The sequence below is a fragment of the uncultured Aquincola sp. genome, from assembly GCF_964001545.1.
Lineage (GTDB): Bacteria > Pseudomonadota > Gammaproteobacteria > Burkholderiales > Burkholderiaceae_C > Aquincola.
The window spans coordinates 1-10391 of the sequence record NZ_CAXFDV010000624.1 but is presented as its reverse complement, the minus strand read 5'-3'; the positions used below and the strand labels follow the sequence as shown (position 1 = coordinate 10391).

Here is a 10391-nt window from a genome sequence, read left to right as displayed (position 1 = left end):
TGGCGCTGGATGAACTCCTGGTAGGTGTCGATGCCGCGCAGCTGCAGGATGGTGTTGCGCACCGCAGCCTCGACCAGCACCGCCAGGTTGCGGCCGGCGTCGACCGCGATGATCACCTTGCGCACCGGCACGCCCAGCACTTCTTCGTACATGGGCTCGTAGGGCAGGCGCTCGAACTCGCGCTCCATCGTTTCCTTGCGCACCAGGTGCACGATGAGCTTGAGCCGCATCTTCCGGCGCACCGCCGTCTCGCCGAAGATGGCCTTGATGTCGAGCAGGCCGATGCCGCGCACTTCCAGCAGGTTGATCAGCAGCTCGGGGCAGCGGCCTTCGATGGCCGTTTGTGAAACCCGGTAAAGATCGACCGCATCATCGGCCACCAGGCCGTGGCCGTGCGAAATCAGCTCCAGGCCCAGTTCGCTCTTGCCGAGACCCGACTCACCGGTCAGCAGCACGCCCAGGCCCAGGATGTCCATGAAGACGCCGTGGCGCGTGGTGCGCTCGGCAAACAGCTGCGCCAGGTAGCCGCGCACCACGTCGATCACATGGCCGGCCGATTCGGCGGTGACGAAGAGGGGAATCTCCGCCCGGTCGCACATGGCGGTGAGGCGGTCGGGCGGCACCTGGTCGTCGGCCACGATCAGCACCGGCGGCTCCAGCGTCACGATGCGCGAGATGCGCCGCTCCAGCGTCTCGTCGGCGCTCTGGCTCAGGTAAGCCACTTCGCGGCGGCCGACGATCTGCACCCGGTAGGGGTGGATGTAGTTCAGGTAGCCGACCAGGTCGGCGGCCGAGCGTGCGTCGCGCACGGCGGCGTCGTCGAAGCGGCGCTCGGGGTGGGCATGGCCGGCCACCCACTCCCAGCGCAGGGCTTCACGATGTTCTTCGAACAGCGCTTCCGCGCTGATGGACGAGGGCTTCACGGCCCCTGCGTCAGGCGACCGACTTCAGCGGCGCCCAGTCGGCGATCAGCTTGTGCAGCGCGGCCGCATCGGATTCGGTCTTCAGCCGCTCGCGCAGTTCGCGGTCGGACAGCAGCTCGGCGATTTCGGACAGGATCTCGAGGTGGCGCTGCGTGGCGGCTTCGGGCACCAGCAGGAAGATCAGCAGGCTGACCGGCTCGTCGTCGGGCGCGTCGAAGGGGATGGGTTGCTGCACACGCAGCACGGCGGCCAGCGGGTTCTTCAAACCCTTGATGCGGCCATGCGGAATGGCCACGCCATGGCCCAGGCCCGTGGAGCCCAGGCGTTCTCGCGCGAACAGGTTGTCGCTGACCGTGGCCCGCGCGATGGCGTGCTGATTTTCGAACAGCAGGCCTGCCTGTTCGAACGCACGCTTCTTGCTGGTGGCTTCCACGTTCACCAGCACGTTGCTGGCGGGCAGGATGGCGGCGAGACGGTTCATTTGGGTTCCCTGACGTTGCGGCGGCAGCGACAACCGCAGGAACAGTGGCAAAGAGGGGATCGATTATAGAAACCGCCCTCCTGAGCGCCATGGGTCTGCACTACCCGGTCTGCGGGTGTTGCGGATTTGCTGCGCTGCGACAAGGCGGTAGCCAACGAAAAAGCGGCCGTGGCCGGCCGCTCATGCTAAGGCTTCGGGATCAACCGCTCAGGCACTGGCGCTCATGCGCTTGGCCGAGGCATGGTGATGGTCCTGCACCTTGTCCTTGTGACGGCACACCTGCCGGTCGAGCTTGTCCACCAGCTGGTCGATGGCGGCGTACAGGTCTTCGTGGCTCTGCTCCACGAAGATGTCGCGTCCCTTGACGTGCACGGTGATCTCGGCCATCTGGCGCCGTTCCTTTTCCCGGATCTTTTCCACCTTCAGCAGCACGTTGATGTCGACCACCTGGTCGAAATGTCGGGTCACCCGGTCCAGCTTGGTGAGCACGTACTCACGAAGTGCAGGGGTGACTTCGAGATGGTGTCCGCTGATCGTCAGGTTCATCAGGTCCTCCTTGGGGGGAAGGGTTGGGGGAAGACGAAAGATCCGCAGGGGGTCTTTCAGGGGAAAAGGCAGGGGGAAAAGCAGAGGGAGAGGCAGGTGGGCAGAGGCTGGTGGCGGGGCGGTCGAAAACAGTGTGCCCCCTCAGCCGGGGCATGACAAGCCGACGAAAACGGCTCATGGCAACGCAGTGTGACGTGTCTCATCCATCTTGGAAAAAGCCCCGTCCGGCATCGCAGCGGCTGCGCCGTGCCGCCATTTCTCATGGGCATAATCGAAGGCTTACCTGGAGAGATCCGTGGACCAGAGTCACCCTAGGTGACCGCCCGCGCCGGCATGCCGGGGCAGGGCGGACGCTGACAAACCGTTGCACCCCGCAGGGCGCCCCAGAGCGCCGGAGTACCGCATGCTGAATGTCTTCAGGCTCGCCAATGGGCGGCTGTTCCAGGAAGAGATCGACAGCGCCGACGCGCTGGCCGATCTCAGGCCCGTGTGGGTCGACCTGGACGCACCCACGCCGCAGGAAAAGGGCTGGATCGCCAGCCGCTTCGGGCTCACCATCCCTGAAGACGCGGTGGACGACGACCTCGAGGAATCGGCCCGCTTCTACGAGGAAGACAACGGCGAGCTGCACATCCGGTCCGACTTCCTGATCGACGACGACGTCACGCCGCGCAATGTGCGCGTGGCCTTCATCCTCAAGGGCAACGTGCTGTTTTCGGTGCATGCCGAAGACCTGCCGGTGTTCCGCCTGCTGCGCCTGCGCGCACGGCGCACGCCCGCGCTGATCGAAGACGCCAAGGACGTGCTGCTCAAGCTCTACGACGCCGACGCCGAGTACAGCGCCGATGCGCTGGAAGGCATCTACGACGCGCTGGAGAAGGTGAGCGCCCGGGTGCTGAAGCAGGAAGTGGACGACCGCGCCGCCGGCGAGGTGCTGGCCGCGGTGGCCAAGGAAGAAGACCTGAACGGCCGCATCCGCCGCAACGTGATGGACACCCGCCGCGCGGTGAGCTTCATGATGCGCAGCCGCATGCTCAATGCCGAACAGTTCGAGGAGGCGCGGCAGATCCTGCGCGACATCGATTCGCTCGACTCGCACACCGCCTTCCTGTTCGACAAGATCAACTTCCTGATGGACGCCACCGTGGGCTTCATCAACATCAACCAGAACAAGATCATCAAGATCTTCTCGGTGGCCAGCGTGGCGCTGCTGCCGCCCACGCTGATCGCCAGCATCTACGGCATGAACTTCAAGTTCATGCCCGAGCTGGACTGGGCCTGGGGCTACCCGTACGTGCTGGCGTTGATGGCGGCCTCGGTGGCCGCGCCGTTCCTGTACTTCAAGCGCAAGGGCTGGCTACGCTGAGCCGGTTTTTTCCAGCGTGAACTGCATGACGCTGGTGTTGCCGGTGGCAAAGGCCGCTTCGCAGTAGGCCAGGTAGAAGGTCCACAGCCGGATGAAGGGCGCGTCGTAGCCGAGCTGGCGGATCGGACCTTCGCGCGACAGGAAGGCGGTGCGCCAGCGCGCCAGCGTTTCGGCGTAGTCGGGGCCGAAGTCCAGCTCCTGCACCACGCGCAGGCCGGCGGCCTCGGCCTGTTCCCGAAAGCGCGAAGGGCTGGGCAGCAGCCCGCCCGGGAACACGTACTGCTGGATGAAGTCGGTGCCCTTGACGTAGCGCTCGAACAGGTCTTCGCGGATGGTGATGCTCTGGATGCAGGCCTTGCCGCCCGTCTTGAGCTGGCGGCGCAGCGTCTGGAAGAAGGTGGGCCAGTACTCGCGGCCCACGGCCTCGAACATCTCGATGGACACCACCGCGTCGTAGGGGCCGTCGTCGATGTCGCGGTAGTCCTGCAGCCGCAGGTCGCAGCGATCGGCGGCGCCGGCGCGGGCCATGCGCGCCTGCGCATGGGCCAGCTGCTCGGTGGACAGCGTGACGCCGGTGACGTGGGCGCCGAATTCCACCGCCGCGCTTTCGGCCACCGCGCCCCAGCCGCAGCCGATCTCCAGCAGCCGCTGGCCGGGCTGCAGCCCGCATTCGCGGATGGCCCGCCGCACCTTGGCCCGCTGCGCATCGGCCAGCGGGCGCTGGGTGTCGCCCTCGAACCAGGCGCTGGAGTAGTTCATCGTCTCGTCCAGCCACTCGCGGTAGAACGGGTTGCCCAGGTCGTAGTGCGCGTGGATGTTGCGCCGGCTGCCGCTGCGCGAGTTGCGGTTGAGCAGGTGCTTGAGCCGGTAGGCCAGCGCGCCCCACCAGCGGCCATACACCACCGATTCGATCTGCTCGCGATTGACCAGCAGCAGCTTGAGCAGTGCGGGCAGGTCGGGCGTATCCCAGTCGCCGGCGATGTAGGTCTCGGCAAAGCCGATGTCGCCCGAGCGCAGCGTGGCCGCACAGGGCTGCCAGTTGTGCAGCCGCAGCAGCGCGCGCGGCACCTGGCCGGCGGCAGCCGGCTCGCCGAACTGCGTGTGGGTGCCATCGGGCCACTGCACCTGCAAGGTGCCGTGGCGCAGCCTGCGCAGCAGCTTGAACACGGCCCGGGCCGCGGCCGGCGCCCCGCTGGGCAGGGCCAGCGGCGGTGTCAGGGTGGTGGTGCTGGTGGTCATGGGGCTATCGGGTCACGAATTGTTGGGGCGGGGTCGGCTTGCGGAAGAAGGGCACGCGCTTGCGCCACAGCTTCCAGGCCTGCCAGTGGATGCGGGCCACCACGCCCAGCGTCATCAGCGGCTGACCGAAGAAGGCCGCGCGCAGGCGCTGGGCGGTGGCGGGGGCCAGTTCCCCGGCCACGCTGGTGGCGATGAGCAGGCCTTGAGCATCGTGGTGCTCGATACGCACGACCGTGCGCGCTGGACGCAGCCGGCCGTCCTGCAGCCGCTCGGCCGTGCGCAGGAAGCGGAAGCGGTAGTCGCCTTCGGTGCTGCAGAACGGCGAGACGTGGAACACCTTGCGCGCGCGCAGCTCGCGGCCCCAGGCCAGGTCGTCGCCGGCCAGCAGGTAGCAGTGGCGCTCGCCGAAGGTGTTGTTCACCTCCACCACGATGGCCGCCAGCGACTCGTCGGCGCGGTGGCAGTACCAGAAGCTCACCGGCTTGAAGGTGTGGCCCAGCACCCGCGGAAAGCAGTGCAGCCAGATCTCGCCATCCACGTCGCCGATGCCTTCCTGCGCCAGCACCGATTCCACCCAGGCCAGGCTGTCCTGGCGGCCATCGCCATGGTCGCGGTCGTCGAAGCTCACCAGGCCGAAACGGTTGCGCGGCAGCGGCCCGCCCGGGTGCGCGCGCCAGTGCCGCATCGGCAGCAGCACGAAGTAGGTGCCGTAGGAAAAGCCGTGCGCCTGCGGCCGCGTGCGCTGGTGGCGCACGGTGCCCAGGCCGAGCAGGACCTGCGGGCCGTTCACGCGGCCACGCGGCTGGGGCTGTGGCCGTGCTGGGCCAGCCAGCTCTCGGCCGCTGCCAGGCCGGACATCAGGCCGTCTTCATGGAAGCCGTAGCGCGTCCAGGCGCCGCAGAACCACACCGCATGGCGGCCCTGGACCTCGGGCAGCCGCTGCTGCGCCGCCACCGCGGCCTGGTCGAACACGGGGTGTGCGTACGACCATTCGCCCAGCACCTGGGCCGGATCGACCGGGCGCACCGGGTTCAACGACACCACCACCGGCGTCTGCCAGGGCAGCGGCTGCAGCCGGTTGATCAGGTAGTGCAGGCACACCGCCGCCTCTTCCTTGGCGGCTTGCGGCGCGCGTTCGTAGTTCCAGGCCGCCCAGGCGCGGCGGATGGGGGGGAGCACGGAGGCGTCGGTATGCAGCACCGCCAGATTGTCGTGGTAACGGATGGCGCCCAGCACCGCGCGTTCGGCGGCGGTGGCGTCTTTCAGCAGCGCCAGGCTGGTGTCGCTGTGCGAGGCCATCACCACGTCGTCGAAGCGTTCCACGCCTTGCGCGGTGGTCACCAGCACGCCGGCGCGGCCATCGCCCGGCGGCAGGCGTTGCACCGCCAGCACCGGCGTGTTCAGGCGGGCGTCGGGAATCTCCAGCACCAGCCGGCGCACGTATTCGCGCGAGCCGCCGCGCACCGTGCGCCAGGGCGGCTGGTTCGTGGTCTGCAGCAGGCCGTGGTTGTGGCAGAAGCGGATCAGCGTGCCGACCGGAAACTGCAGCATCTGGTCCGTGGGGCACGACCAGATGCAGCCGATCATCGGCAGCAGGTAGCCGTCGCGGAACAGCTCGCCGAAACGGTGGCGCGCCAGGAAGGCGCCCAGCGGCTCGGCCAGTTCGGCATCGGCATTGCGCAGCGCGATGCCGGTGCACACACGGTTGAAGCGCAGGATGTCCGACAGCATGCCCCAGAAGCGGGGTCGCACCAGGTTGCGGCGCTGGGCGAACACGCTGCCCAGGTTGCTGCCGCTCCAGATCAGCGACTGGCTGGGCGCCTGCACCGAGAACGACATCTCCGATGGCGCGGTGGCCACGTCCAGCTCGTCGAACAGCGCGATCAGCTGCGGGTAGGTGCGCAGGTTGAAGACCAGGAAGCCGGTGTCCACGCCATGGGTGCTGCCATCCAGCGTCACATCGACGGTGTGCGCATGGCCGCCGAACCAGCTGCCCGATTCGAACAACGTGACCGCGGCATGTGGGGCGATGGTGCGGGCGGCCGAGAGGCCGGCGATGCCCGAGCCGATGACGGCAACGCGCCGCATGGCTCAGGCCCCCGGGCGGGCGCAGCGCGCCGGCCCTTGTACAAAAGCTGCTGCGTGGCGCCCCGAAGCGAAGGAGGGAGGGAGGGAGGAGGAGGAGAGACGCTTCGGGATTTCAGCCTGTTCAACAGGAAGGCCACGCCGCAGACAAAACCGTTCAGATGGCCGCCGTGCAGCGCATCCGTCTGCTGAGAGGTGCATGCACGCGCGGAGTTCCGCACCACATGCGCCAGAAACAAAGCTTTGCGATCGTACGGGCGCCAGCCGGCTCATTTGGCCGCTCCGGGTTGCGCCAGCAGCTTCTCCACGTCTGCCACGAAGCCCTTGCTCAGCGGGTCGGTCATGCTGCCGGCGCTGAAGGCAAAGCGGCCGTCGCGGCCGATCACGTACTTGTGGAAGTTCCAGCCCGGCGTCTTGCCGCTGGCCTGCGCCAGCTGCTGATAGAGCGGATTGACCCCGCTGCTGCCCTTGACCGTCGATTTGGCGAACATCGGAAACTTGACGCCGAAGGTGTTCTCGCAAAAGGCCGCTACCTCGGCATTGCTGCCGGGCTCCTGGGAGCCGAAATCGTTGCTGGGAAAGCCCAGCACCACCAAGCCGCGCGACTTGTAGCGGTCGTACAGCGCTTCCAGCGACTTGTACTGCGACGTGAAGCCGCAATAGCTGGCCGTGTTGACCACCAGCACCACCTGACCGGCGTAGCCGCACAGGTTGATCGGCTTTTCGTCCTGCAGTCGCGGCAGCGTGTGGTCCAGCAGGGCGGGGCACGCGTCGGGCGCTGCATGCGCCGCGGGCAGCGACGCCGTCAGCAGCAGGGCCAGCAAGCCGCGGAGGAAGAAGCCGAGTGTCATTTTTGTCCTGAACAAATACTGCAAATTGGCGGTGTGCACGCCTATCATGCGCAACGAACTGGAGTTTGTCTAATACAAATGAGCGGCGACCCGACGACACAAGAGCCCCCGTTGCCGATATGGTCGATCGCGGCGGTGGAGCGGGACACGGGCCTCAGCAAGGAAACGCTGCGGATGTGGGAACGTCGCTATGGCTTTCCCTCCCCCCACCGCGAATCCACCGGCGAGCGGGCGTACCCGCATGAGCAGCTGGAGCGCCTGCGCACGATCAAGCGGCTGCTGGACGCCGGCCACCGCCCCGGCCGCGTGGTGGGCCTGCCGCGCGCCACCTTGCTGCAGATGCTGGGCGACATGGGCGGCCCCCGTCAGGCGCCGCAAGCCATGCCCACGCCCGCGGCCCGCCGGGGCAGCAGCGCGATGGATGCCTGCTTCGACCATCTGCGTCGTCATGAGCTGGAAGGGGTGCGGCAGTGCTTGTCCGAGGCGCTGACCCGGCTGGGGCTGGCGCGCTTCGTCGTCGAGTGGCTGGTGCCGATGAATACGCGCGTGGGCGACGCCTGGATGCGCGGCGAGCTGGCCGTGTTCGAGGAGCATGCCTATACCGAGATGGTCACGGTGCTGCTGCGGGTGGCGCTGGGCCGCCTGCAGCCGGCCGGTGCGCAGGCCCGCCCGGTGGTGATGCTGACCACGCTGCCCGGCGAGCCGCACGGCCTGGGGCTGCTGATGGTGGAGGCCCTGCTGGCGATGGAAGGCTGCCGTTGCGTGTCGCTGGGTGTGCAGACCCCGGTGCCCGACGTGGTGGCGGCTGTCGACGCCTTCGACGTGGACATCGTGGCGCTGAGCTTCACCGGCTGCCAGAAACCGGCGCAGGTGCAGCGCGGCCTGCAGCAGCTGCGCGATGCGCTGCCGCCGGCGGTGCAGGTGTGGGCGGGCGGGGCGGCCATGGCCGGGGCGCGGCGCCGGGTGCCGGGCGTGCCGGCTTTCACGTCGCTGGACGATGTGCTGCCGGCACTAAGGACTTGGCGGGACGGGGCCATCCCCCCCGAATAGAATCGGGGGCTCCCTAGGAACCGCGATGCTCTACCCTGAACTCTTCAAGCAACTCGAAGCCGTCCGCTGGAACATGGACACGGACATTCCGTGGGACCAGTTCCAACCCGACCTGCTGACCGAAGAGCAGGCGCAGACCATCAAGATGAACGCGATCACCGAGTGGGCGGCGCTGCCGGCCACCGAGATGTTCCTGCGCGACAACCGCGACGACAGCGACTTCTCCGCGTTCATGAGCGTGTGGTTCTTCGAGGAGCAGAAGCATTCGCTGGTGCTGATGGAGTACCTGCGCCGCTTCCGGCCCGACCTGGTGCCCACCGAACAGGAGCTGCACGAGGTGCGGTTCGAGTTCGACCCCGCGCCCGCGCTGGAGACGCTGATGCTGCACTTTTGCGGCGAGGTGCGGCTGAACCACTGGTACCGCCGTGCGGCCGAGTGGCACACCGAGCCGGTGATCCGCAAGATCTACGAAACCCTGGCCCGCGACGAAGCGCGCCACGGCGGCGCCTACCTGCGCTACATGAAGCGGGCGCTTAACAAGTTCGGCGACGAGGCGCGTGCCGCTTTCGCCAAGGTGGGCGTGCTGATGGCCAGCGCCCGCCGCACCGCGCAGGCGCTGCACCCGACCAACCTGCACGTGAACGAAAAGCTGTTCCCGCGCGACACGGTGCAAAGCCGCCTGCCCGACCCCACCTGGCTGGAAGCCTGGCTGGACAAGCAGATCCAGTTCGATGCGGTGTGGGAAAACAAGGTCGGCGACCGCATCCTGCACAACCTGAGCCTGCTGCTGGAGCGCAGCTTTGCCAGCGTGCAGGAGCTCAACCGCTACCGCAAGGAAGTGACGCAGGCGGTGGCGGCGGCTGCCGCCCAGCGCGGCGGGGCCAACGGCGCCCAGCCGGCCTGACGTTTTACCGGCCGGCTGAAGCTTCCAAAGCGCCCGTTAGGGCGCTTTTTTCGTTTCAGGACGTGAGCGGCGCCTCGCCCACCAGCGTGAAGTGCTCCACCACCGGCGGCTTGGCGAAGAACGGGCCGACGATGGCGCGCCACTGCGCGAACAGCGGGCCCTGGCGGAAGGCCACGGTGTGGTCTTCCAGCGTGTCCCAGTAGATCGTCAGCACATAGCGCTCGGCCGACTCGACGCCGCGCTGCACCCGCCAGCCCCGGAAGCCCTGGGCCTGGCTGATCACCGTGGTGATGCCGCGCACGATGGCTTCGTCGAAGGCGGCCTGCTGGCCCGGCGGGATGATGATGTCGGCGTGTTCGAGGATCATGGGATCGCGCTCCGTCGCGTGAGGGTGTCTTCGGGGCGCCGACCTTACATCACCAGCGGCAGACCGACGTAGTTCTCGGCCACCACCGTGCGCGCGGCGTCGCTGGACACCAGATAGGCCAGCTCGGCCTGCTGCATGCGTTGGCCGAAGCTGCCCGTCTCAGGAAAGTGGTGCATCAACGAGGTGAACCACCACGAGAAGCGCTCGGCCTTCCACACCCGCTGCAGGCAGCGCTGCGAATAGGTGTCGATGCCGCGGTCGTTGCCGCGGTAGTGCTCCTCCAGCGCACGGGCCAGCAGGCCCACGTCGCCGGCGGCCAGGTTCAGTCCCTTGGCGCCGGTTGGCGGCACGATGTGGGCTGCGTCACCGGCCAGGAACAGCCGGCCGAAGCGCATCGGCTCGGCCACGAAGCTGCGCAGCGGCGCGATGCTCTTTTCGATCGACGGACCGGTGACCAGGTTGGCCGCCACGTCGGCCGGCAGCCGGCGCGCCAGTTCGGCCCAGAAGTCGTCGTCGCTCCAGCGCGAGGCCTGGTCGTCGAGCGAGCACTGCACGTAGTAGCGGCTGCGGGTTGCCGAC

General features: G+C 67.8%; 12 protein-coding genes. 3 read left to right on the top strand and 9 right to left on the bottom strand.

Features of this window, described 5'->3' with window-relative positions; all coding sequences use genetic code 11:
- The 3 genes from hprK to raiA form a co-directional block, all read right to left on the bottom strand.
- A partial coding sequence (gene hprK / locus ABNT58_RS21790; RefSeq protein ID WP_348755506.1) for an HPr(Ser) kinase/phosphatase occupies positions 1 to 923 on the bottom strand: 923 nt, incomplete at its 3' end.
- Positions 924 to 933: 10 nt separating this feature from the next.
- Positions 934 to 1404 carry a PTS sugar transporter subunit IIA gene (locus tag ABNT58_RS21785; RefSeq protein ID WP_348755505.1) on the bottom strand — a complete coding sequence of 157 codons (471 nt, stop codon included), beginning with the start codon at positions 1402 to 1404 and terminating at the stop codon, positions 934 to 936.
- A gap of 207 nt (positions 1405 to 1611) precedes the next feature.
- A complete protein-coding gene (raiA, locus tag ABNT58_RS21780) occupies positions 1612 to 1950 on the bottom strand; it encodes a ribosome-associated translation inhibitor RaiA (protein WP_348755504.1) in 339 nt (112 codons plus the stop codon).
- Positions 1951 to 2353: 403 nt separating this feature from the next.
- Between raiA and corA the strand changes: the two genes are divergently transcribed.
- The gene (gene corA, locus ABNT58_RS21775; RefSeq protein WP_348755503.1) at positions 2354 to 3316 is read left to right on the top strand and encodes a magnesium/cobalt transporter CorA; all 963 of its coding nucleotides are present in this window, start codon (positions 2354 to 2356) and stop codon (positions 3314 to 3316) included.
- Here the strand turns inward: corA and ABNT58_RS21770 are convergent.
- From ABNT58_RS21770 to ABNT58_RS21755, 4 genes are all read right to left on the bottom strand, one after another.
- Complete coding sequence (locus ABNT58_RS21770; protein ID WP_348755502.1) at positions 3308 to 4555, bottom strand: cyclopropane-fatty-acyl-phospholipid synthase family protein; 1248 nt, start codon at positions 4553 to 4555, stop codon at positions 3308 to 3310. The genes corA and ABNT58_RS21770 overlap by 9 nt on opposite strands.
- Before the next feature lie 4 nt (positions 4556 to 4559).
- Positions 4560 to 5345: a DUF1365 domain-containing protein gene (locus ABNT58_RS21765; protein ID WP_348755501.1), complete on the bottom strand. Its 786-nt coding sequence runs from the start codon at positions 5343 to 5345 to the stop codon at positions 4560 to 4562.
- Positions 5342 to 6643, bottom strand: coding sequence for an FAD-dependent oxidoreductase (locus ABNT58_RS21760; RefSeq protein ID WP_348755500.1), 1302 nt, complete (start codon positions 6641 to 6643; stop codon positions 5342 to 5344). The genes ABNT58_RS21765 and ABNT58_RS21760 overlap by 4 nt, the downstream gene beginning before the upstream one ends.
- A gap of 266 nt (positions 6644 to 6909) precedes the next feature.
- Positions 6910 to 7491 carry a glutathione peroxidase gene (locus tag ABNT58_RS21755; RefSeq protein WP_348755499.1) on the bottom strand — a complete coding sequence of 194 codons (582 nt, stop codon included), beginning with the start codon at positions 7489 to 7491 and terminating at the stop codon, positions 6910 to 6912.
- 111 nt (positions 7492 to 7602) lie between these two features.
- Between ABNT58_RS21755 and ABNT58_RS21750 the strand changes: the two genes are divergently transcribed.
- Both ABNT58_RS21750 and ABNT58_RS21745 read left to right on the top strand, forming a co-directional pair.
- On the top strand, positions 7603 to 8541 hold the full coding sequence (locus ABNT58_RS21750; RefSeq protein WP_348755498.1) for a MerR family transcriptional regulator: 939 nt from the start codon (positions 7603 to 7605) through the stop codon (positions 8539 to 8541).
- Positions 8542 to 8566: 25 nt separating this feature from the next.
- Positions 8567 to 9445 carry a ferritin-like domain-containing protein gene (locus tag ABNT58_RS21745; RefSeq protein ID WP_348755497.1) on the top strand — a complete coding sequence of 293 codons (879 nt, stop codon included), beginning with the start codon at positions 8567 to 8569 and terminating at the stop codon, positions 9443 to 9445.
- Between the two features lie 55 nt (positions 9446 to 9500).
- Here ABNT58_RS21745 and ABNT58_RS21740 read toward each other — a convergent pair whose 3' ends face one another.
- Together ABNT58_RS21740 and ABNT58_RS21735 are read right to left on the bottom strand one after the other, a co-directional pair.
- On the bottom strand, positions 9501 to 9812 hold the full coding sequence (locus ABNT58_RS21740; protein ID WP_348755496.1) for an antibiotic biosynthesis monooxygenase: 312 nt from the start codon (positions 9810 to 9812) through the stop codon (positions 9501 to 9503).
- A 44-nt stretch (positions 9813 to 9856) separates the two neighbouring features.
- A partial coding sequence (locus ABNT58_RS21735) for an FAD-dependent monooxygenase (protein ID WP_348755495.1) occupies positions 9857 to 10391 on the bottom strand: 535 nt, incomplete at its 5' end.

Coding starts and splice junctions, on each gene's coding strand:
- ABNT58_RS21785 (WP_348755505.1), bottom strand. CDS start 1,404: ATGAACCGTCTCGCCGCCATCCTGCCCGCCAGCAACGTGCTGGTGAAC.
- raiA (WP_348755504.1), bottom strand. CDS start 1,950: ATGAACCTGACGATCAGCGGACACCATCTCGAAGTCACCCCTGCACTT.
- corA (WP_348755503.1), top strand. CDS start 2,354: ATGCTGAATGTCTTCAGGCTCGCCAATGGGCGGCTGTTCCAGGAAGAG.
- ABNT58_RS21770 (WP_348755502.1), bottom strand. CDS start 4,555: ATGACCACCAGCACCACCACCCTGACACCGCCGCTGGCCCTGCCCAGC.
- ABNT58_RS21760 (WP_348755500.1), bottom strand. CDS start 6,643: ATGCGGCGCGTTGCCGTCATCGGCTCGGGCATCGCCGGCCTCTCGGCC.
- ABNT58_RS21755 (WP_348755499.1), bottom strand. CDS start 7,491: ATGACACTCGGCTTCTTCCTCCGCGGCTTGCTGGCCCTGCTGCTGACG.
- ABNT58_RS21745 (WP_348755497.1), top strand. CDS start 8,567: ATGCTCTACCCTGAACTCTTCAAGCAACTCGAAGCCGTCCGCTGGAAC.
- ABNT58_RS21740 (WP_348755496.1), bottom strand. CDS start 9,812: ATGATCCTCGAACACGCCGACATCATCATCCCGCCGGGCCAGCAGGCC.